Below are 21,219 nucleotides of genomic sequence, written 5' to 3'. Positions count from 1 at the left end.
AGTTGCCAGCTAGATGCCGTCACAGACGGTGACATCGATCCGACCAGCGGTCAGATCCAAGCAGACGGCGACGGCACCGACCGACAGGGTCGACTGTCATTCGAATCATGCCGACGAGACCTCGCCGCTGCCACGGCGCCGCCGCATTCATCGCCGGCACCGGTGCCGAGCCCGGCGAGCAAGGCGTCGACGCGGCTGACGCGCTCCTCGACGACCATCATGCGGTCGGCACCGCCAAGGACGGTTCCTGTGAGCTTGCACGCAAGCTCAGTAGCGGATCGAGCACGTCGAGGAGGGCCCGCATTCACGCAGGAATTCCGTCCATGGTCAGGCGTCCGCCCGAGTCGACGACGTAGACACAGCGCGCGCCGAGGACTCCATCAGCTTTGGCTGCGGGGCGACGGCGGCGGGCTCGGCGAGGTGACTCATCATCAAGAAGCCTGAGACCTCCATAACGAGCTCGCGGGCGGTGAGGATGGGGTCGCACGAGACGTCGGCCTCGGTGCGGGTTGGCCGCAGCAACCTTGAGCCGCCCCCAGTCGGTGTGGCTGCCGGGTCCGTGAATCAGACTGCCGCCGCTCAGGCCGTCGCCGTGGGAGACCTCGATCCGGTGGTCGACACGATCCCGCCCATTTTCTTAGGTCACCCCGTGCCGCAGTGCGTGTGTGCCGTCCCCCAGCGTCACGTTCTGGAGGAAGTCCTCCGGGCTCATCGCTCACTCCCCTTCAAGTTGGCCAGTTGCTCGGAGACTCGAGGAGCGCCTACGCCTGATGGGTGACCGGCGCGTCGCCAGCGAGCGTGTGCGTCGGAGCGTCGGCCGTCACCCGCTTGAACCGGATGTCCCGCTTCAGCGCTCAGCCAGGACGTACGCCGCCACGGTGGCACACCGTCTTCGTGATCGAGCCCGCATCTGCGCCTGCGGGTCTCGTCGAGGTCGCCGATGAGTGCGAACACGGTGTCCCACGTCATCATCGGCGGTTTGGCCGGGTTGTGGACGATGATCGCTTTGCCGTGCCCGGCTCCGCCCATCGTCTCGATGGAGTTCGAGGTGGCCTAGCGAAACTCGTCGATGTGGGCGCGGGAGCCGCGTGCGGTGGACTTCGACGCGATCGACGCGACGATTTCAACGTACGGCACCTCGACGACCCGCGCCATCGCCGCACACAATGGGATCGTGGCCTGGCGACCGCACGTCACTATGTTGTCGCGTGTTTGTCGAGTTTCACGACCGGCACCACGAACGGACCGACCGCCGCAGGCGTCAGGTCGCCCGGTCTTTTCCCGTACGGCGCCAGCGCCGCCGCGTTCGCGTGACCCGTCCCCGCGGAGGTCAGGGTCGAAGACGATCTCGATCTCGGCAAAGCCGGGAATCGCGCTCGACGCGCTCGTGGGTGGCCGAAACCCCGAACCGGGTAGCGCGGGCGAGCCCGTCGGAGTCGGGGTCGATGCTCACCATCGCGCCCAGCTCGAGGGCCCCGACAAGCGCAGGACCGTGATCATCAGGTCGGTGCCGATGTTGCCGGATCCGAGGACGGCGACCTTGGTGCGCCTCACGATGTTGGTCCGATCACGGGGACTGTGCGTTCGACGGAGTAGGCATGCACGGCGGAGCAGGCCTTGTTCTGGTCCGCGATCGCGGCCGTGACCACCGGGTGGTCAAGCAGTTCGTTGACTTCGGAGCGGCTGCCGGTGCCGAACAGCACTGCGCCGTGGTAGCGCCGGTTCTTTGGGTTCCCATGCGCGATGCCCGGCGTGGGGTGCGGCATGTTGGGGAGGAACGTGTAGCTACGCAGTTCGCGAGCGCCTGCGGCGTCGAGTGCCGGCGCGAGTTGCTCGCGCACGAACCGCCGGAAAGCCCGTCGTGACACTCCCGCCCTGCGACGAAGCAGCACCGTCGTCCGGTGGCCGATTTCCGAGTCTTGGCCCGTCGTCGACCAGCGGCCACCAGTCGGTCCGGCCAAGTGGCCGAGCACCTGCTCAAACACGTTCTGCTCGTCGAAGAACACCTCGCGCATGTACAAGGGCACCAGTGCCCCCGAGGCGATGCTGATGAACCGCACTTCCGCGAACCCGTCGAGTCGCCACGACACGGGGGCCACCGTGCCGACTTTGGGGGTGGCGGGCCAGTAGCCGTGGTCTGTCGCGGAGAAGTGGTGCTGGCGGTACTCTGCGATGTGGGGAAGCTTTCGCACGATATCCGCGTGCGGCCCAGCCCAGTATGCCTGCGCGACGTCGCGGGGCAGGTCCTCCCGCAGCCGCACATAGTACAGGGCTGACGTCGTCGTGATCATTCCTGGGTACCTCCGGTGAAACGAACGTCGACGCAACCGACCTCGCGGCCGCCGGCAGTGAGGGTGGCCTCGATCCGGTTGCCGCCGGCAACGACGGTCGTCGGACCCAGGGCGCCCGACAGAGTTACTTGGCCCGCCCGCCGCGGGTTGCCATACTCTTGCGCGGTCTGCGCGAGCCACCGTAGGACGTTCAACAGGTCGCCGAGGCAGGGGGCGCCGTTGCCGATCGAGACGACGTCGCGGTTGAGCATCATCGACGTCTCGACCTCGCTGGGCTCGACGGCGACCAACTCGTCGCCAAGTGCGAACAGGCCCCTACTGGCGTTGTCAGCGACTGTGTCGGCGTTGGTGATGTCCCACCCCGCGATCCGACTGTCGACGATCTCGAGCGCCACACAAAGGGTGAAGGCAATCTCTGCTTCGATCTTGGGTTGCAAGAGTCGCGCGGCAGATACGAGCGGCCCGGTCACGTTCATGTCATCGAGCAGGACCCCGAAGTCGGGGGTGTCGCCGCCTAACCGCTGCTGGACCGCAACCGAGGCGAGGCCGATCCTGCGGCCGATTACCCGTGCCCCGTGTGCGATCCTGCCTTGGGTGTGCTGCTCCTGGACGGCGTAGGCCAGGCCTAGGTCGGTGCTCCCGATCAGGTCACGCACCGGAGCGTAGGGCATGGCGATCTCCCTCGCCTCACGGAGCATTCGGGCCGCCAGTGTAATTTGCGTGATGGTGGTGGTCATCGTGTGCTCATTTCCGTCTCGAGCGCGGGAGTCGCGGCAGGTGCGGCCAGCCCCAGTTGAGCAATCAAGGCTCGCGTGAGGGCAGTTGCATCGCCTGACCGCGCGACCCCAAAGACGTACTTGTCTGGCCGCAGCACGACGAGCGAGCAGCGTCGGACGCCGGCCTTCCGGAGCCAACGGGTAAGCTCGTTAGTTGTGTCCTCGAGATCGACCAAGCCGGCCTTGCGGCGGCCGTCGCCAATCTCGCCCTGGGGACGAGTGCCGGCGGCGTAAATGGTGGCGAAGGTGGTGCCGACCGTCTCCCAAATGGCGACATCGGTGCCGAGCGTCTGACGGGGGTCCACCCCGACGCCGATCACGGACCATCCGGTGCCGAGCGCGTCGTCGAGCCGGACCGGTCGGCCGTCATACCGCCGGACCTCGGGCTGGGGGGCCAGGGTGCCTTCGATGCCGCGCAGGCCGCGCGGCAGACCGACGTAGCCGTCCTTCTTCAGCCGCGGCTTGGGCTTCATGCCGGCGCTGCGCACCCATCCGCGAAGACCGGGTGTATGCAACGAGGTCCACATGGCCGCATCGCGGGCCTTGGCCGACACGGGGTTTTTGATCGAGACCAGGCACTTGTTGAACACCGAGAACTTGATCATCGAGGTCGCGTGCGGACGTCTCTCGCTCTCGTAGGTGTCCAGAAGTTTGGGATCGGCGCCGTGCTGGATAACCGCGGCGAGCTTCCACGACAGGTTGTCGGCGTCGCGGACGCCGGCATTCATGCCCTGCCCGACGAACTGCGGTGTCATGTGCGCGGCGTCGCCGGCCAGCAGTACCCGACCGTTGCGCCACTTGTCGGCCACGACGGCGTTGAACGTGTAGACCAACTGGCGTTTGACCTCGACCTCGTCGGGGTTGACATAGGCCGACATCAGCTTGCGCACCATTTCGTCCGACGCGAAGGTGTTCCTGTCGTCCTCGTCCTTCAACGCGAACTCGAAGCGGTGACGGCCACCCGGTTGAGGACAGCTGACCGTCGGCATATCGGGGTCGCAGATGAAGTCGAAATAGGGCAAGTGCCGGAACGCGTCGATGCCTTCCTTGGCAGCGAGGTCAATGACCAGCCACCGCTCAGGGTAGCTCTTGCCAGCCATCTCGATGCCCTGATTGACGCGCACGATGCTGCGGCCGCCGTCGGCGCCGACGAGGTAGGCCGCCCGCACGGTCCTCTGGCTCGATTCGTCGACGATGTTCTCCCGCTTGCCATAGCCGCTGCCGGTGGAGGCCGCGTGGACGACGCTAACCCCCATGTCGTCCTGGATGAAGTCGACGACCTCACGCCCGCGCAGCACCTTCACCGACGGGTAGCGCTCCAGCAGCGACTCGAGCCTGCTCTCCAGGTAGGGCTGGTAGAGGAAGTTCACTACCGGCCACCACAGCGGACGCTGCCGCTGCCGAAACCGGATCAGCACATCACCGTTGGCCTTGAGCCACTGAACGGCGGAGTCGACGTTCATGTCCGTGTGGATGTCATCGGCAACTCCGGCGGTCTGGAAGACCCGAAGCGCCTCGTCGTCGGTGTACACGGCGCGGGCGTTGCCGTAGAATTCCGGCTCGCGCTCGAGGACCAGCACACTCAGACCGCGGCGGCCGAGCAGGTGGGCGAGGGTCAGGCCAGTGGGTCCGAGACCGGAGATAGCTACGTCGTAGGTGTTCATGAGGCTGCTCCAGACAATGCGGGGACGGTGATCTCGGGCACGCGTGCGTTGAGGGCGGCCTGGCGGAGCTGGCCGAGCTTGTGAAAGATGCCGGGGTCGACGGGCTTATGGCCCCAGATGCTAATGCCCTGATGGGTGGCGACCTGCCAGGCCGCCTCGAGCTCGGGGGTGATCACGATGGGGTTCCATCCGACCTCGAGCTCGAAGCCCGACGGTGTCACGCAGTAGAATGACAGCTCCCGGTCGTTGGTGTGCTGCCCGATCGACCAGGCCATCGAGAAACCGTGCTCGCGCACACGCTGGTAGGCGCCGACCATGTCCTCGAGAGTCGAGGCCTGGATGTTGATGTGCTGCGCCCTGGTTCGGATCGGGTCGAGCTTGAATCCCCGCACGTTGGCGACGGCCACTGAGTGGTGCCGCTCGTTGACCCGCAGGAACCGGATCTTCAGGGTGAGCCCGCTGATGTTCTCGTCGATGAAGTCTGAGAGCCGGGAGTCGAAGACGGCGTTATAGTAACGGTGGATGCCAATCGGGTCGCGCGAGGTGATCGCGACGTGCCCCATGCCGCCACCGCCGGTGACAAAGCCAGAGCTGATCATGTGCAAAGGCTTGGCGTTCTTGTGGACGGTGGTGAAGATCTCCTGGAGGATTCCCTTAGGGCCGGCGAAGCGCCAAAGCCGCTCGACGCCGCGCAGGGCCGCCTCCTCGGGGGTGCCCTCGGCTATTGGTACGCCGCGCTCGGTCACTCGCTTGACAATCCGGTCGAAGGTCTCGTGGTCGGTGATGTGCCACCCGATCGCGGTGAGGTCCTCTGCAGGACCGCGCTGGATGAGGAAGCGGCACTCCCGGTCGTCGATCCGGAACCGCAGTACATCGTCGCTGAGCGGATCGACGTGCAGCCCGATCGCGTCGGCCCCGAAGCGGTGCCAGTCAGCGAACCGCTGCGACTCCACCACCAGGTAGCCCAACTGGACCGACCCAAAGACCGATCCGTCGGTGTTGGGCTTGAGGAACACGCTCATCGGGCTCAGGCCTCGGCACTAAGGAAGTCGATGGCCAGGGAGTTGAAGAGGGCGGGGCGCTCCCACTGCACCCAGTGGCCGGTATTGGCGACCAGGTAGAGGTTGCAATTGGGCATGATGCCGCTCAGGGCGCGGCCGCCGGACGGACGGTTGACCTTGTCGTCCTTGCCCCACACCACCAAGGTCGGCGCCTTGACCTTGGCAAGGCGGTTGTCGCGGGTGAAATCCATCCGCAGCATCGTGCGAAGCGAAGTTCGGCCGGACGGCCGACGAAGTGGAGGATTGGCGACGACCTCGGGCTGGATGCTGGCCCGGTAGCGCAGCTCGATCATTTCGGCCGGCACCGAGGCGCCGTCGTACACAAGGTAGTCGCGGACGAAGGTCTCGAGCTTCTCGCGGGTCGGGCCTTCGCCGCCATAGTAGCTAAGCAGGCTGCTGAGCCCCTTGGTCGGCAACCTGCGGGTAGTGCCGACGCCGCCGGGGCCCATCAGGATCAGTCTGTCAACCTTGTCGGGGCGTTCCATAGCCAGCCGCAGCGCCGCGGCACCGCCGTACGAATTGCCGATGAAGTGCGCCTTGGCGATGCCGAGCTCGTCGAGCAGTCCGCGCATCGCGAAGGCCAGGTCACCGAACGGGTCACGGTGATCGAGTTGCTTGGACGACTGCCCGTAGCCGGGCATATCGGGGACGATCACGTGGAATCGCCCAGCAAGCGCGTCGATGTTGCGCGAGTAGTTGGACGCGCCGGTCGCGCCGGCGCCGCCGCCATGCAGAAGTACGACGGATGTGCCGGTCCCGGCCTCGGTCACGAAGATGTCGCGGTGTCCGACGCGCACGGTTTGCTCGGTCCGGGGGCTGGCTGTCGATGCGTTCACGGGTTCCTCCGTCGTAGATATAACTTGAGGTAATCATCAGTAGCGATGAAATCCTCTGTCAAGAGTTTCTGATGATTTCGTCAAGATGTGACGCCAAAGACTCGATGGAAGCCCAACTTGATGAAACTCTCAGTTAGAATCGGGATTCCACGAACGTGCCGGGCTGTCGAGCGGAGTGAGCGATGACGAGTGCTGCTGAAGTGCCCACCAGGGTCGACCGCCGCAAGGAACACACCCGCAATGCTCTGCTGGGCGCGGCGCAAAAGTTCCTCGCCGGGGGTCGCACGAGCGTGAGCATTCAGGAGATCACCGATGCGGCCGATGTCGGCTTCGGCAGTTTCTACAACCACTTCGAGTCGAAGGAGGCGCTGTTCGCGGCGGCTGTCGACGCGACGCTGCAGAGCTACGCCGTACTACTCGACGATCTCGTGTCCGGGTACGAGGACCCGGCCGAGGTGTTCGCTGTCAGCTTCCGGATGACCGGGCGGCTGCAGCGCCAACTGCCCGAGATGGTGCGGGTGATCCTCCACGAGGGCATGCGCATTCTCACCCGCGACGACGGCCTCGCACCTCGCGCGCGCCACGACATCGTGGCTGCCCAGGCCGCCGGCCGGTTCGACGTACCCGATCCCGAACTGGCTTTGATGGCGGCCGGCGGAGCCCTACTGGGACTGCTCCAGCTCCTCGAGAAGGACCCCGGCCTCGATGCCGGCGAGCGTTCCGACGCTATGACCCGACAGATCCTGCGCATGTTCGGCTTCTCCGCGTCCGATGCCAATGAGCTCGTCTCCCGGGCGCTCCCGCCCCAGCCCAGCCTTTGACCTGGGGCTGCTAAGTCCGACGAATCTTGCCCGTCACCATGACCCGTCTACCGTGGGCGAACGGAGCACACATGCGAACACGTGGCCAGACTCACGCCTGGCAATCGAGAGCTTTCGGCGTCCAGATTCGATCCGCGGCCAGAAACCGGCCATTTGCAACAACCCAGTCCCAACGACCGAAACCACCGGTCGAGCTGGACGGGGCGCTGGCCGACAGGGCGAGGACTCCGCGGCCAATGCCCGGCTTCACCAGGTCCAGGCGCACCGGGCGACGCGCCCGACCGGAGGACTTCGCGGACACCGCTCGCGCGGATCTGGTGCTGCTCGCCCGCGAGTTCGCGACTGCTTCGCTCAGCAATCATTCGCCAAGCGATCTTTCACGGCCCCGCGGGACGTCCAGTTCGCTGTTGACGTCCACGACTACAGCCATGGAGTCCGCCCGGATCCGCCGTTCACGTTCATCCGGTAAACCGCGCTGTCGCACCAAGAAGAGCTCACCTGGCGGGAGCTATTTATAGCCGTCACCTCAGGGCCAGAAACGCTTGGCATGGTCACGACAGCGCCGCGTTGGCCAACTCCTCAAATCCGTGTCGACAGGCGTGGTCGCGACCGCGGTTATCTCGCGCCTTGACCGATTCGGAAGGCGGCCAACCGACCTCGCCCCTTGAGACGAGCGAGGACGGTGGTGTGATGCACGCTAAGCCCTTCCGCCAGCTGTCTCACTCCCGTCCCGCCTCGGTGTCAGGTGACGAGCTCATCAACGCTAGGCTCATCTAGGAATTTTGAGCCGTCTCAATTGACCCCACCACAGGCCTCGTATGTTCAGCATCCGAGGTTGTGCAGGGGGCGGTCGCGACGGTAGGTGCCCCGTGCCCAGCGAGAAGCCAGCCTCCGTAGGGCTTGCAGAAGGTTCTCAAACTCTCTACTCAGGCGCACAAAATGAAGACCTGCACCGCCCCGATGTGGGTCCTTTTTCAGCCCGGTGCCCCCCGGAAAGAGAGGGCAATGAGTTCTGCCGCTTCCCTGATTGCTTCGACGCTTTCCCGGGCGGGCTCGGGCCGGTTGGTGATTAGGCAGATGCAGGCGACTAGGTTGGGACCGAGCCCCCTGAGGGGGACGGCCACCGCGTATAGATTGGGCTCTACTTCGCTGAAGGTAGACGCATAGCCTTCGGATCGTGCTTTCTTCACCGCTTCAGGCTCGTCAGGGCGCTCCGGCAATAGCGACCGGATCGCGTACGGCGCGGCCCCTTTTGTCAAGGGAAGCCGGCTGCCGAAGCTGTAGCTCATGGTCCAAGTCGCCTGCGACGGCTCGACCACTGACAGAGCAACAGCTTCCTCTCCCTCTTTAATGAAGAGGGAGAGTGTGCATTGAATATCGTCCGCCAACTGCTGCAGGAACGGCCGGGCGGCGGTGCGGAGAGCCATTTGGGCTCCGGCGGCAAGGTCAAGCAGCGCCGCGGACGCCCGGTACCGCCCATCGTGGCCCCTGACCAGCAGGTTTTGGTCGCTAATCGTATTCAGCACGCGGTAGGCCATGCTCCGGTGGACTTCTAGCATGTCCGCCACTTCTTGGACCGACATGCCGTCGGGTGCCGCAACGACCGTCTTAAGTACCTTCAGGCCGCGCGCCAAGGTGCGCCCCCCCGCGGTTCGTGAATCCGCCGTTGTTTCTGTCATGGCAACATGCTAGCGAACAGTTCCCCGAAGTGCACTATATACAACAGATGCCCCACATAGAGGAATGCGCCCCTCAGCCAGGCTGAGTGGCGCATTCCCGCTGGACTCAATCTTAACTGCTGCCCACTCCAATGGATTCCAGCGTTGCGGCGGCCGCCGCCGACCGGCTTCGGCCGAGCACCCACATGGCCAGGGCGCTTAGGACGCCGATGGCCACCGTGAAGGCGAGGATGTATCCCCAGCCCATCCCGTTCGCGGCGGCAATCAGCGTCGCCAGCAACATCGGACCGAAGCCACCGCCGACGGTTGAGGCTGCCTGGTAGCCGAGGGAAGCACCCGTGTATCGGGATCCGGTGCGGAACTGCTCACTAAGGTACGCGGCCATCGGGCCATACATCGGGCTGATGGCGACTGCATTCATCACCACGAAGGCGAGCAGTACCTTGCCGAACTCGCCGCTGCTTGTCAGCAGGAGGAAGGGGTACGTGAACAGTACGCCAGCCACCATACCGAAAGTCATCACCGCCGTCCGACCGAACCTGTCCGATAGGGCGCCAGACACGATCTGAAATACAACGCAGGCAAAACCGCCGGCGGCTTGAATGGCCAGCACCGAGGAGAGCTCGAGACCGTTCGATTTGGCGAACGTCAAGCCGAAGGAGTTCAGCAAGCTGTTGAAGAGGAAGGGAGACAGAAGGGCGATGAAGACAAGGATCAGGGCACGTGGCTGCCGAAGGACCTGCATCAGCGGAATCGCTGCTTTCGCTCCGCTGGCAACCTGCTTCCTTTGCTCTTCGACAAACAGCGGTGATTCGGAAATACGCAGACGGACCCACAGCCCGATGGCGACGAGGACGGCACTGAGCAGGAACGGAATACGCCAGCCCCATGTCATGAACTGGTCTTTGGGCAGCAGGGCGAATAGGCCCAGAACGGCGGCTGCCAGCATCGTTCCGGTTGGACCGCCGGCCTGGGCGAAACTGGAGGCGAAGCCCCGGCGGTCCTCGGGTGCGTGCTCGAAGGCCATCAGGGCAGCCCCGCCCCATTCACCTCCGACGGAGATGCCCTGGATAAAGCGCAACAGGACCAGCAGGATGGGAGCCAGCGCTCCCACCTGGTTGCTGGTCGGAAGCAGGCCGATCAGCGCCGTGGAGACACCCATGATCAACAGCGTAATGACCAGGATTGATTTGCGACCGATCTTGTCGCCATAGTGGCCGAAGATGACGGCCCCGAGTGGTCGGCTGAGGTATCCCACCGCGAGCGTAGACAGCGAGGCGAGCGTGGCCACGACGGGTGGCATGTTACTAAAGAACAGGTCGCCAAAGACGAGACTTGCGGCAGCGACATAGAGCAGGAAATCGTAATACTCGATGGCGCTGCCCAAATAGCTGGAGAGAAGGACGCGTCTTAATTCCCTCTTCTGATTAACAGTAGACCGAGCGGCATCGGGCGCCGAAACATTCATAGTTTCTCCTAAAAGGACTGTGCATTTATCGCACATCTTCGTGCTTCTTTTGCACATAATGTAAATAGTGTGTGATGTCCGCCACTATGTCAATCGTTGTTCCGCAAATATTTCGCGACCTATATACTTGATCGCCGTTGCGCCTGGTGCAAATATTGATCAAATCCGCGCATATAATGCTCACGTTCCGTAAATGGCACCCTCCGGCAAGCCCGCACCTCAGGCTGAAATCTGAGGAAATCCCCTTGGGAGAGATCTTCGGGGACTGAAACTAGCCCCGCCGGGAGGGCTCATCGGGCATTGGCTGTGCCCATCTGATCAACCGGCGCGGATACAGCGGGACCCTCATTCCGGACCTATCTGTTCCTCCGGACGGGAAAACGGGGCTCGGAGCCAATGAACGACATACCTCAACACAAAGGACTGTCAATGCTTCACCGGATCACCTTCCTCCAGCGCCTCCCCGCGCTCAAACCGGAGGCGTTCTACCGCCACTGGAGCACCGATCATGCCGAAATCGTCCAGCGGATGCCGGGACTGGCACGCTATGCCCAGAACCACGTGGTCGAAGTTCTGACAATGGAAGCCAATGCCGCGTTCCCCATCGCTGGAATCGTCGAGACGTGGTACGAATCGCCAGATGCAGCGAACCTGGCCTCCTCGGCACCGGTAGCATTCGCCGCCCTGCTGAAGGACGAACTGCACTTCCTTGCCGGTTCCACGTCTTTCCAGGCTCGGGGGGAGAATCAGCCCGCCGACCCCGCTTGGAAACTATGGGGCTACGCGGAGGTCAATCCGGAACGCCTCTCGGCCGCAGCCCGGGGCCTAGCCAAGGGTCTCGAGGGCGTCTTTCAGGTTCGAAACCTTGCACGCGACACCTCCGCGCCCTTGCTCGTTCGCCCAGGGCTTCAGGCAATGCACCCTAAACCGCGCGCCCTTTTCGCCCTTCTATTCGACGGGGAAACCGCCGCGCGCCGGGCCGCCAAGACGTTGGCGCAGGACGCACGAGGACTGCGGCCCTCACTGCCTGGACTGCAGCTGCTGTTGACTCGCGAGCACCGCCTTCGCTGATCGAACGTACTTGCCCGCCCAGGGAAGTTCCCACACACACCAAATCAGACTTCCACCCTCGACGAAATTCACAGGCAGATCATCGATCCGGTCCTGGTCCTGGGGACTGGCGTAGTGGGATCGAGGATTGATGATCTCGGCGTAGTTGGCTGAGCCGTCGGACGTCCATTGTTCCCGGACGCCTCTTGTGGGACGCACCACTTTTCGGTTATATTTTCATCATATGCACGCTTATGTGCACTATAAGCTCACCCATCGGAAATAGTTCCCGAATCCTAAGATCGAAGGACCCCTCATGCTGGATGTCACCAACCAAGTCCTGGATTACGACGTCGATGTCGACGTCGTAATCGCCGGCAGTGGCGCTGCTGCGCTTTCGACCGCGGTGGTGGCCGCCGCTCTGGGACGCTCCGTCCTGGTCCTGGAGCGGGCGGCCCGTTTCGGAGGGACCACCCGCAAGTCCGCCGGCGGGGTCTGGATGCCGAACAACAAGTACATGCATGCCGCGGGTACCGAGGACGACCGCACGGCGGCTCTTCACTACCTTGCCCGCATCGGTCGCCCAACCCTGTTTAACCCGGACTCGCCCACTCTGGGCCTCCCCGCTTGGGAATACGAGGGGCTGTCCGCCTTCTACGACAATGCCGCCACGGCTCACCGTGAGCTGGAAAGTCTTGGTGCTTTGAACCTTGGCCAGGCCGTGAACGGTCTCTACGACTATCTGGAGAAATTGCCCGAAAACAAAGCCCCGCAGGGTCGCGGCATGTACCACGCGGACTCCATGGGCGGCCCCGAGGGTGGGCAACTGCTGGTCGATGACTTTATTGCCGCCGTAGAACGGTTCGGCGGGGAACTTCGCACCGGGCACCGTCTGGTCGACTCGATCGTGGATTCGGGGCGCGTGGTGGGTGCAGTCGTTCAGACAGAGGATGGGCAGGTTCTGCATGTTCACGCCCGACTCGGTGTGGTCTACGGTACAGGCGGCTTCACCCACAACGCCGAACTGCGGCTCCAGTACCTCGACGGTCCCTACATCGGAGGCTGCGCGGCTCCCACTAACACCGGTGACTTCATCACCATCGCCGCCGAACTGGGTGCGCAACTGGCGAACATGAACCAGGGATGGTGCGGGCCAATCGCGGTCGAACGCCTGATCAAAGACCCGGAAGAGGTTTTCTGTTCCTTTTACATCCTTGGCGATGGAGTTCTGTCCGTTAACCGGGAGGGCAAAAGGGTATTCAATGAGAAGGCTCCCTATAACGAGGCGGCCCGGGTCATGTCGGCTTGGGACCCGACCAAGATCCGCTACTCGAACTTTCCGCTCATCACCATCTGGGATAAGACAGTGGCGGACAACTGGGCCATCGACCGGCTGGGCAACCCCATACCGGTCAGTCCCGACGAAGCATACTGGGTACTAAAGGGCGAAAGCCTCGAAGAACTGGCCCAGGCCGTTGATCAGCGTCTGCACGAACTCGGGGTCCACGTGGGCTATGCACGATTGGATTCGGACTTCGTCGAACAGTTCGCACGGACTCTAGAGCGTTTCGGCGAATTCGCTGACGCCGGCGTCGATGAGGACTTTCACCGTGGCGAATCGCGCTTCGAACGCTATGCCAGCGACCGGTTCGGAGCCGGCCAAGGACATAATCCGCTGATGCGCCGGTTGGACACCTCCGGTCCCCTCTACGCCACAATCATGGCTCCCGGACTGCTTGATACCAAAGGAGGGCCGCGTGTAGACCTTCAGGGACGTGTTCTGACGGTCCGCGGCCAGGTCATTGAGGGGCTCTTCGCGGTCGGCAACGCGGCCGCTTCCCCGACAGGTCAGGGCTATGCAGGATCCGGAGGCACCCTGGGGCCGATCATCACCGCAGGATATCTCTGCGGTCAATTCCTCGGCTCCGCAAAGACCAGCACCCATGATTCCCCCGCCGCACGCACCGGCGAAACCAACTGAGACTCCAAGCCGGCCCCCATCACCACACACGAAACCGAAGGACCAGCCCATGAACGAACCCCGTCTCGAGACCGCCCACGATCGCCCGGACCCCGTCCGGAGCGTGGGCCCGTCCCTAGACGCTGCAGCGCGGGACGCAGCGTACGACCTCAAGGCGCGCTACTTCTTCTACGTCGACACCCAGCAGTGGGATCAGTTGCGCACCCTTTTCACCGAGGACGCCCGGTTCGAGGGCTTCGCCTTCGAAGGCGTGGGGCCCGACGCCTTCGTGCAAGGAGCGGCCGCACTTCTCGCCGGCGCCCGGAGCGTTCATCAGGGGTTCATGCCCCGGCTCCAAGCCCAATCGGACTCCGTGATCCGCGGGCGCTGGTCCATGTACGACTACCTCACCTGGCAGCCCGGCACCATCTCCTTCCGGGGCAACTCATCACCCGACCTCTCCGGCATACGCGGCTACGGCTACTACGACGAGGAATACCGGCACACGCCCGAGGGCTGGCGGATCGCCTTCATGCGTCTGACCCGGCTACAGATCGATCTGCTCCACGGCGCCCGCCCAGAGGACACCGCCGGGGCGCTGCCGCCCGATCCCCGCTGGCTACCTTAAGCGCATCGGTCCGCCGGCCTTCGAAACCGCGGGGCGCATGAGACTCTAGCGGTGTCCGGAGCCCCGGCACACGCCCGAGTTGGCCTGTGCCAACCCCACAACAGATGAACGCCCACGAGCAGATGGTACCCCTGGCCAGCCTTTCGGAATATCAAACAGGACCCGCGCTCCAAGGCGGTGGCTCCGGTGAGCAAAAACAACAATCCGACAGGATGATCCAGCAACAGCTACCAGAAATTCCGGCGTCTTCCGGGTGTGGCTCAGCATGGGCGAGCCGGGCGCACGTGCTGGTGCATCGCACAGCGGCCCGGAAGCGGCCCACGAGACGGCGGCATCATAGCCGGTTCGCGCGGTGTCGATCCTTGTCCTGAGCGCGCGTCCTTCCTGGTGCGCCCGAGTGGCGCCTAAGGTAAATAATGCAGTAAAAGCACTTGTGTGCATCAAAGCTACAGAAATATAGTGTTATCCAAGAGACCCACCCGGGTCCACATTTCAACAAACGGAGCAGACAATGAGGTCTTTCACCGCTCGCCGAGCCGCCAAGGTCACGGCTGGCTTACTTGCACTTTCTACGGCGTTAGCGCTTTCCGGCTGTGGAGGTGGAGCGAGCAGTACCCCCACCTCGACCTCCAAGATCACTGGAAACGTCGCCGAGCTCAGCGGAGCCGACCCGAAGGCGCTCGGTAAAGGCCTGACCATCCCGGTCGGACTCGACGTCGCCCTCTCCGGTCAGGGCTCGTACTACGGCAAGGTCATGAGCGACGCCGCCAAGCTTGCCGCCGCCCAGATCGAGGCCGCTGGTGGCCCCAAGTTCAACATCGTGCTGAAGGACAACAAGTCAGGTGATACTCAAGCTGGCGTGCAAACCACCCGCGAGCTGGGACAGCAGGGCACGCATCTAGCCCTCTACTCGTTTATCGGTGTCTTCGGGTCGGCATTCCAAGGTATTGACCAGTACAAGATTCTCTCGCTTGACGGCGGAGGCGGCACGTCAACATCCGGAAAGAGCAAGCCGTGGTTCTATGGCACGCGGGCCAACACTCCGCATGACAGCTATCCGGGCGTCGCCCGATACATCTCTCAGGCGTTGCCTAAGGTGAAGCGCGTAGCGGCGATAATCCAGGACGCCGGGGCCGGCTTCGCCTCCTCAGCTGAGAACATCCTCCGTACCGAGCTGTCGAAATACGGCATCCAGCTCGTGGACGTCGAGGTCGCGGCTAACGGCGCAACCGACGACACTGCTGCCATCAGCAAGATGCTCGCGGCGAATCCTGACCTGATTGTGCAGAGCCAATTCGGCACAGACGTTGGCTACACGCTCAAGCAGCTTCGTGCGGCGGGTTCCAACCTCCCTGTGATCGGTTCCGAATTCCTCCCTGATCTCGCGAACATCGCAGGCAAGGACGCGGTCAACAACTACATGTTCGCCAACGACTTCTTCGATGCGAAGACCGCACCAAGCGCGTGGGGAAAGTACTTCGTCAAGACCTGGGAAGAGGCTTACCCCAATGCGGGTGCCCCCGACTTCTACGCCGCGAACTACTACGAGGACCTCTTCGTCTTGTGGCAGGTCGTTCAGCGCGTGACCGCCAAGGGCGGTGACGTCAACAACCCGGATGACTTGAAAGCGGCCTTCGAGTCCAACCTCACCTTCCCCTCGGTCTACGGCCACGCGGATGGAAAGAACTACGGCACGTTCTCCATAGACCCGACGACCCACTCCGTGTCATCCCGTCAGATCACACTGCTGCAGTACCAGAAGGACCAGCTCACGCCTCTCGCCCAGTTTGGCATCGGCGCAGCCGACTTCAACCTTCTCACCAAATGAACCAGCCGCACTACGAGCGCTATCTAGGCAGGAACACAATGCCCGGCAACGAGCTCGACGGCCACATCGGCGTGGTCACTGGAGGCGGCTCCGGGATCGGCCGCCAGACCACCCTCACGCTCGCCGCGGCCGGGGCGACCGTGATCGCTCTCGATCTCGATGGTTCGGGGCTAGACGAGACCGCAGGATTGGCTGGGGAGCACGCTAGGCGCGTCCGCACGGCAATCTGCGACGTCTCAGACGAGGCATCGTTCCACGCTGCGGTCATGACCTCAGCCGAAGGCAGGGATCCCCTCTTCCTGGTCAACGCCGCGGGTATCGAGGGACCCATGTCGCGCCTCGTCGACACGACAATCGACGACTGGGACCGTGTGCTCCGGGTCAACCTGCGTGGCTCATTCGTCCCGATGAAGTCCCTCCTCCCCGCGATGATCGTCGCGGGGGAGGGCTCCATCGTCAATCTCGCTTCGGTTGCATCGTTCGGCGGTGCGGGCGAGCTCTCCGCATACACCGCTTCCAAGCACGCCGTCGTAGGCCTGACTCGCGCCGCCGTTGCCGAGGTCGCGCGATCGGGCGTCCGCATCAACGCGATCGGCCCCGGCCCCACGCGGACGCCTCTCCAGACGCGCGCCGAACAGAACAACGCTGATCCTGAGATGATGCGGTCCCGCCAGATCGAGGCGATTCCCCAAGGGCGATACGGAGAGCCTGAGGAGATCGCCGATCTCATCCTATTTCTCGTCTCCGATCGGTCGACTTACGTCAACGGCGCTCTGATCGCGATCGACGGCGGCATGACCGCGACGCTATGAGCATCGCGCCCGAACAACCTTCTCTGCAAGAATAGGACTCCTGAGTTGACGCTCACACTCATTCTCCAGTTGCTGGTCTCAGGACTAGCCACTGGAGCTCCGCTCGCCGCCCTTGGCCTCGGCATCTCGCTCATCCTCAGCGTGACTGGACGCTTCCACTTCGCATTCGCACTCACGTTCACCCTGGGCGCTGTGCTCGCAGCTCAGCTCCAGTCCATCGGAGTACCAACAGTCGTCGGGGTTCTCATCGCCGTGGTGATCTGCGCCGCCTTCGGTGTGCTCGTCGAGGTCGTCGTCTACCGGCCTCTCGCGCGCGCTGGACACGACGCCGGCCTCCTGCCGATCTTCGTGAGTTCGCTCGGACTCACCATCGCAGGAGAAAGCGCCGTGCAGTTCTTCTTTGCGAAAACGGCGCCCGCACTGCCCTTCAACCTGATCGACAACGTGTCGATAGCACTGCCGTTCGGACTTCGCACCTCGACCATCGACGTCCTGGAGACGGCGATGTTCGCCGTAATCCTCGCGGGTGCAGTGGTATTTCTGCGGTGGAGTCGCGCTGGTCGCGTGGTGAGGGCGGTGCGCGAGAACCCCACGATGGCTCGGGCAGTCGGTGTGAGGCCGGAATCCGTGTACATCTGCATCTTCGCGTTCGCCTCGGCCCTCGCCGCTCTCGCGGCGTGCTTCGCGGCCGCCCGGTCCTCGGCTACGCCGGGTATGGGGTACGACCCGCTTTTCTCGTCGTTCGTGGTCGCGTTCCTCGCCGGCACCCGTGCTCCTGCTCTCCGCATCGTGCTCATCGGGATCGCCCTCGGTGTAGTCCAGCAAATGAGTACGCTCTTCATGCCGGCCAACCTGACGAATATCGTCGTGTTCGGGATTCTCTTTATCTACCTCGTCGGACGTGGATCGGGTGTCACACCGGGCCTGCGGCTGGCGCTGGGAAGGAACTAAAATGGAGTATTGGCTCGCCTACCTCGACCAGGCGCTGATCTTTGGGATGTTCGCGGCATCGCTCAACATCCTTCTCGGCTACAGCGGCATCTTTTCGGTCGCCTCGTCGGCTTTCGGAGCCCTCGGCGGATACCTGACGGCAACACTCTCTCTGTACGCAGGGTGGAGCACGGGCGCCACTCTGGTGGTCGCCACCGCCGCGGGTGCAGTCGCCGGCGTGGTGCTCAGCGCACCCATACTCCGGCTCGCCAACGAGTATGTGATGCTCATGACGATGTCGCTGTCGATACTTTTACTGACGATCATCACGTCGTCGCCCCAGCTCGGAGGCGGCCAGGGCCTCGTGGGCCTTCCCTTGGCCTCGCTGTTCGGAATCCAGCTTTTCAAGCCGTCGGACTTCGTCCCGTTCCTCGTCGTCTCGCTTCTCGTAATCTCGCTCATCTGCTGGCGCATCGCAGAGTCGCCATTCGGGCGGGTACTGCGTGCGTCCCGAGACGACGACCTGGGCATTCGTTCGCTCGGCAAGTCACCCTTCGGCAAGCGCCTTTTCACGTTTGCTCTCATGTGCGCCATCACGAGCTTCAGCGGTGCGGCACTCGTTCTCTACAACGGCGTCGCCTCAGTGCAACTCTTCTCCCTCAACCAGACCCTGCTCATTTTTGCGATGGTCATTGTCGGCGGCCTGTCTTCGATCCCTGGCTCGATCGTGGGCGCTTTCCTCATCGTCGGCGTGGCCCCGTTCCTAGAGCAAGTGTTCCAGCTGTCACCCGACGATTCGGCGCTGCTCCGTCCGATCGTGTTCGGAATCATTCTGGTTATCATCGTGCGATTCCGCCCCGAGGGCATCGTGCCCGAAAGAATGCGCGGCTACCGCAACAACAAATCCGGGGTCGAACGGGCTGGTAGCGTAATCAGTTCGCTTCTAGGAATCGACCGCGGCGCGGGCAGGCTCGGCGACGAGGATGCAGTTCTCGAGATCAAGGACCTCAGCAAGAGCTTCGGCGGGGTCGTCGCGGTCGAGGGGCTGAGCCTTAAGCTTAGAGAGGGGCAGATCACCGCGCTCGTCGGAGCCAATGGTGCCGGTAAGAGCACCGTGTTCAACCTGATCACCGGTGCGATCCGGCCCGACTCTGGCCAGGTCCTCCTCAACGGTCAGAACATCACCAATCTGTCACCTCAAGCGGTCGCGCAACTCGGAATGGTGCGGTCATTCCAGGATCTGCGCATCTTCCATGACCTCACACCGCTCGAGAACGTCATGCTCGCGGGGCATAACCCGCGAGGTGAGAACCCGCTAACACTGTTCTTCACTCCGCGGGCCGTCGCACGCCGTGACCGCGAGATCCGAGAAGAGGCCCGCTCGTGGCTCGAATTCGTTGGAATCGACCCCTCGTTGCGGGTACGCACGGGTTCGCTCTCGTTCGCGCAGCAGAAGCAGGTCGCCTTCGCGCGTGTCCTTGCAACCAAGGCACATGTCTTCCTTCTGGACGAGCCACTTTCCGGAATTGAAGGCGGCGCTGTCGAGGAAATGCTGCGCCTCATCGAACGCGTTAAGGCGACTGGCCGGACGATCTGCGTCGTCGAACACAGCATAGAGGCCATCAGTCGTCTGGCGGACTGGGCCTACTTCATGGAAACCGGAAAGGTCACAGCAGAAGGTACCGTACAGGACCTACTGAACGACCCACGACTTGCGGAGGCCTACTTTGGCAGCATCAAGCTCTGACACAACGATTGGCAGCCTGGCCGTAAAGCCCGAGACATCGGTACCTCGACTTGAACTACGCGACTTGAGCGCCGGATACAGGAATCGTCCGGTTGTATTCGACATCTCGATAACGGTGCAGAACGCCAGCATCGTGACACTGCTTGGCCACAACGGAGCCGGCAAGACCACCACGATGACCGCGGCGCTCGGTCTCATTGGAGCAAAGAGCGGGAGCGTCCTGCTCGAGGGGAAAGATGTCAGCCAACTGTCGACGCGCAAACGCGTCGAGGCAGGGATGGCCTACGTCCCTGCCGATGATTTTGTTTTCGGCGGATTGACGGTGGCCGAGAATCTCTCCCTGGGCGGCCTTACCGAATCGCGAGCTACGGTGAGGCGCGACAAACTCGAGTGGATCTTCGACCGCTGGCGGGTTCTCGCTGACCGTGCAAACCAGCTAGCGGGAACGATGTCAGGTGGCCAGAGGCGCATGCTCAGCCTCGGGATAGCACTTATGTCGTCTCCGCGGCTTCTACTCCTGGACGAGCCATCGCTCGGGCTGGCGCCAAACATCGTGGATCAGCTGTTCCAGGATCTGCGGGATCTGGCCGACACCGAGGGACTCTCCGTTTTCATCATCGAGCAGGCTGTAGCCAAGGCGCTCGCCATCGCCGACGACGCCTACGTGATGAAGGCCGGCCGGATCATCGCGCACGAGCCGGCCGCCGCGCTCGCCCAGAGGGGGTCGCTATGGGAACTCTTCTGAACTTCCGGGTAGGGCACCTTCTGGTGACGATTTTGCGCATCGGGTGTACCTGAGGTCGAGGTACGCGTGGGCCTTCGACGAAGGCGAAATCGACGCCTTCGTGTCCTTGTTCGTGCCGACAGCAGTACTCGATCTCGCAGAATGGGAACGTTTCGAAGGCAACGGTGAGATTCGCAAGGGCATGCTGGATCAGATGGTGCCGCCGGGCCAGCCGCGCGCTACTCTTCAAACCCTCCCGTTCAAGTCGCCAGCCGATCCTTCGACGATTACCAGCATGTAGACGGTCGATGGCTTTTGTCGTCCGTACTTCTCCAAGCCCACTGGGCCGTCGGCTACTGAACCAGCGCACGCTCCTCTCGCGCATCGATGCGCGCTCAAGTGCCCACGGAAGGGAGGATCACGGCATTCAGCATGGAAGCTGCGACCGGCAGCAACCGACTCCTCGAGGGCAAGCTCGCATTGATCACTGACGGAGCCAACGGCATCGGCCGCACAGCAGTTGACATGTTCGTGATGGTGGGTGCCAAGGTTGTGACGTCCGACCTCGACGACGCAGGGCTGCAGGAGGTGGCCACCGAGCACAGTGACTCGGTCGTCACGTCCCGCGCGGACGTGGCGGAACTCAACGACATCCGCGCAGTTGTCGCTCTCGCGAAATCGACGTTCGGGCGCATCGATACTCTCTACAACGCTGGCGTCGGGATGTTGAACGATTCGGTGCTCCGGATGCACGAGACGCCCTACGAGATCTTTGAGAAACACCGAGGATCAACCTGTGGTCAGTTTTCGCGTGACGCGCGAGGCTCTCCCCCTGATGCTCAAGACCGGTAGGTCGATCATCAACGTCGCGAGCATCAACTCCCAAGTGGCGATCCCAGGGTCGGTGTAGTACATCGTAGCCAAGGGCGCCATCCTCTCGATGA

General features: G+C 63.2%; 19 protein-coding genes and 1 pseudogene. 12 read left to right on the top strand and 8 right to left on the bottom strand.

The annotated features are described in order from the left end of the window. The first annotated feature begins 107 nt into the window (after positions 1-107). Complete coding sequence (locus tag ABH924_RS08670) at positions 108-356, top strand: hypothetical protein (protein WP_404498066.1); 249 nt, start codon at positions 108-110, stop codon at positions 354-356. Positions 357-708: 352 nt separating this feature from the next. Here the strand turns inward: ABH924_RS08670 and ABH924_RS08665 are convergent. The 6 genes and pseudogenes from ABH924_RS08665 to ABH924_RS08640 all read right to left on the bottom strand — a co-directional run bounded on the left by ABH924_RS08665 (position 709) and on the right by ABH924_RS08640 (position 6,628). Further along, positions 709-1,155, bottom strand: a pseudogene (locus ABH924_RS08665) (hypothetical protein). A 395-nt stretch (positions 1,156-1,550) separates the two neighbouring features. Beyond that, entirely contained in the window at positions 1,551-2,291 is a 741-nt protein-coding gene (locus tag ABH924_RS08660) for a hypothetical protein (protein ID WP_404498065.1), read from the bottom strand. Continuing rightward, positions 2,288-3,028: a 2-keto-4-pentenoate hydratase gene (locus tag ABH924_RS08655; protein WP_404498064.1), complete on the bottom strand. Its 741-nt coding sequence runs from the start codon at positions 3,026-3,028 to the stop codon at positions 2,288-2,290. Before ABH924_RS08655 ends, ABH924_RS08660 begins: the two co-directional genes overlap by 4 nt. Next, on the bottom strand, positions 3,025-4,731 hold the full coding sequence (locus tag ABH924_RS08650) for a bifunctional 3-(3-hydroxy-phenyl)propionate/3-hydroxycinnamic acid hydroxylase (RefSeq protein ID WP_404498063.1): 1,707 nt from the start codon (positions 4,729-4,731) through the stop codon (positions 3,025-3,027). The genes ABH924_RS08655 and ABH924_RS08650 overlap by 4 nt, the downstream gene beginning before the upstream one ends. After that, positions 4,728-5,753, bottom strand: coding sequence for a VOC family protein (locus ABH924_RS08645; RefSeq protein WP_404498062.1), 1,026 nt, complete (start codon positions 5,751-5,753; stop codon positions 4,728-4,730). The genes ABH924_RS08650 and ABH924_RS08645 overlap by 4 nt, the downstream gene beginning before the upstream one ends. A 5-nt stretch (positions 5,754-5,758) precedes the next feature. Next, the gene (locus ABH924_RS08640) at positions 5,759-6,628 is read right to left on the bottom strand and encodes an alpha/beta fold hydrolase (RefSeq protein ID WP_404498061.1); all 870 of its coding nucleotides are present in this window, start codon (positions 6,626-6,628) and stop codon (positions 5,759-5,761) included. Between the two features lie 182 nt (positions 6,629-6,810). On the opposite strand from ABH924_RS08640, the gene ABH924_RS08635 reads away from it, so the two are divergent. Continuing rightward, on the top strand, positions 6,811-7,449 hold the full coding sequence (locus ABH924_RS08635) for a TetR/AcrR family transcriptional regulator (RefSeq protein WP_404498060.1): 639 nt from the start codon (positions 6,811-6,813) through the stop codon (positions 7,447-7,449). A gap of 974 nt (positions 7,450-8,423) precedes the next feature. On the opposite strand, the gene ABH924_RS08630 is transcribed toward ABH924_RS08635, so the two are convergent. Both ABH924_RS08630 and ABH924_RS08625 read right to left on the bottom strand, forming a co-directional pair. Beyond that, entirely contained in the window at positions 8,424-9,128 is a 705-nt protein-coding gene (locus ABH924_RS08630) for an IclR family transcriptional regulator (RefSeq protein ID WP_404498059.1), read from the bottom strand. A gap of 112 nt (positions 9,129-9,240) precedes the next feature. Beyond that, positions 9,241-10,596, bottom strand: a complete 1,356-nt coding sequence (locus ABH924_RS08625) for an MFS transporter (protein WP_404498058.1) — start codon at positions 10,594-10,596, stop codon at positions 9,241-9,243. A 429-nt stretch (positions 10,597-11,025) separates the two neighbouring features. Here ABH924_RS08625 and ABH924_RS08620 point away from each other — a divergent pair, with 429 nt between their 5' ends. The 10 genes from ABH924_RS08620 (at position 11,026) to ABH924_RS08575 (ending at position 21,127) form a co-directional block, all read left to right on the top strand. Then, entirely contained in the window at positions 11,026-11,667 is a 642-nt protein-coding gene (locus ABH924_RS08620; RefSeq protein WP_404498057.1) for an EthD family reductase, read from the top strand. 295 nt (positions 11,668-11,962) lie between these two features. After that, positions 11,963-13,627 carry an FAD-dependent oxidoreductase gene (locus ABH924_RS08615; protein WP_404498056.1) on the top strand — a complete coding sequence of 555 codons (1,665 nt, stop codon included), beginning with the start codon at positions 11,963-11,965 and terminating at the stop codon, positions 13,625-13,627. A 49-nt stretch (positions 13,628-13,676) separates the two neighbouring features. Beyond that, positions 13,677-14,234, top strand: coding sequence for a nuclear transport factor 2 family protein (locus tag ABH924_RS08610; RefSeq protein WP_404498055.1), 558 nt, complete (start codon positions 13,677-13,679; stop codon positions 14,232-14,234). A 511-nt stretch (positions 14,235-14,745) separates the two neighbouring features. Next, a complete protein-coding gene (locus ABH924_RS08605; RefSeq protein WP_404498054.1) occupies positions 14,746-16,062 on the top strand; it encodes an ABC transporter substrate-binding protein in 1,317 nt (438 codons plus the stop codon). Beyond that, positions 16,059-16,874: an SDR family NAD(P)-dependent oxidoreductase gene (locus ABH924_RS08600; RefSeq protein ID WP_404498053.1), complete on the top strand. Its 816-nt coding sequence runs from the start codon at positions 16,059-16,061 to the stop codon at positions 16,872-16,874. Before ABH924_RS08605 ends, ABH924_RS08600 begins: the two co-directional genes overlap by 4 nt. Positions 16,875-16,919: 45 nt before the next feature. Next, positions 16,920-17,825, top strand: coding sequence for a branched-chain amino acid ABC transporter permease (locus ABH924_RS08595; RefSeq protein ID WP_404498052.1), 906 nt, complete (start codon positions 16,920-16,922; stop codon positions 17,823-17,825). 1 nt (position 17,826) lies between these two features. After that, positions 17,827-19,551 (top strand): ATP-binding cassette domain-containing protein, encoded by a 1,725-nt coding sequence (locus tag ABH924_RS08590; RefSeq protein WP_404498051.1) that lies wholly within the window; start codon positions 17,827-17,829, stop codon positions 19,549-19,551. A 64-nt stretch (positions 19,552-19,615) separates the two neighbouring features. Further along, positions 19,616-20,296, top strand: coding sequence for an ABC transporter ATP-binding protein (locus tag ABH924_RS08585; RefSeq protein WP_404498050.1), 681 nt, complete (start codon positions 19,616-19,618; stop codon positions 20,294-20,296). Positions 20,297-20,339: 43 nt separating this feature from the next. Further along, positions 20,340-20,576: a nuclear transport factor 2 family protein gene (locus ABH924_RS08580; protein WP_404498049.1), complete on the top strand. Its 237-nt coding sequence runs from the start codon at positions 20,340-20,342 to the stop codon at positions 20,574-20,576. Positions 20,577-20,707: 131 nt separating this feature from the next. Next, a complete protein-coding gene (locus ABH924_RS08575; protein WP_404498048.1) occupies positions 20,708-21,127 on the top strand; it encodes an SDR family NAD(P)-dependent oxidoreductase in 420 nt (139 codons plus the stop codon). Positions 21,128-21,219 lie beyond the last annotated feature (92 nt).

This window comes from Arthrobacter sp. GAS37 (genome assembly GCF_044908325.1).
Classification (GTDB): Bacteria; Actinomycetota; Actinomycetes; order Actinomycetales; family Micrococcaceae; genus Arthrobacter; species Arthrobacter ramosus.
This window is presented reverse-complemented; position numbering and strand designations above follow the sequence as displayed.

Coding starts and splice junctions, on each gene's coding strand:
- ABH924_RS08590 (WP_404498051.1), top strand. CDS start 17,827: ATGGAGTATTGGCTCGCCTACCTCGACCAGGCGCTGATCTTTGGGATG.
- ABH924_RS08620 (WP_404498057.1), top strand. CDS start 11,026: ATGCTTCACCGGATCACCTTCCTCCAGCGCCTCCCCGCGCTCAAACCG.
- ABH924_RS08670 (WP_404498066.1), top strand. CDS start 108: ATGCCGACGAGACCTCGCCGCTGCCACGGCGCCGCCGCATTCATCGCC.
- ABH924_RS08655 (WP_404498064.1), bottom strand. CDS start 3,028: ATGACCACCACCATCACGCAAATTACACTGGCGGCCCGAATGCTCCGT.
- ABH924_RS08615 (WP_404498056.1), top strand. CDS start 11,963: ATGCTGGATGTCACCAACCAAGTCCTGGATTACGACGTCGATGTCGAC.
- ABH924_RS08605 (WP_404498054.1), top strand. CDS start 14,746: ATGAGGTCTTTCACCGCTCGCCGAGCCGCCAAGGTCACGGCTGGCTTA.
- ABH924_RS08610 (WP_404498055.1), top strand. CDS start 13,677: ATGAACGAACCCCGTCTCGAGACCGCCCACGATCGCCCGGACCCCGTC.
- ABH924_RS08635 (WP_404498060.1), top strand. CDS start 6,811: ATGACGAGTGCTGCTGAAGTGCCCACCAGGGTCGACCGCCGCAAGGAA.
- ABH924_RS08600 (WP_404498053.1), top strand. CDS start 16,059: ATGAACCAGCCGCACTACGAGCGCTATCTAGGCAGGAACACAATGCCC.
- ABH924_RS08630 (WP_404498059.1), bottom strand. CDS start 9,128: ATGACAGAAACAACGGCGGATTCACGAACCGCGGGGGGGCGCACCTTG.
- ABH924_RS08575 (WP_404498048.1), top strand. CDS start 20,708: ATGGAAGCTGCGACCGGCAGCAACCGACTCCTCGAGGGCAAGCTCGCA.
- ABH924_RS08650 (WP_404498063.1), bottom strand. CDS start 4,731: ATGAACACCTACGACGTAGCTATCTCCGGTCTCGGACCCACTGGCCTG.
- ABH924_RS08645 (WP_404498062.1), bottom strand. CDS start 5,753: ATGAGCGTGTTCCTCAAGCCCAACACCGACGGATCGGTCTTTGGGTCG.
- ABH924_RS08625 (WP_404498058.1), bottom strand. CDS start 10,596: ATGAATGTTTCGGCGCCCGATGCCGCTCGGTCTACTGTTAATCAGAAG.
- ABH924_RS08660 (WP_404498065.1), bottom strand. CDS start 2,291: ATGATCACGACGACGTCAGCCCTGTACTATGTGCGGCTGCGGGAGGAC.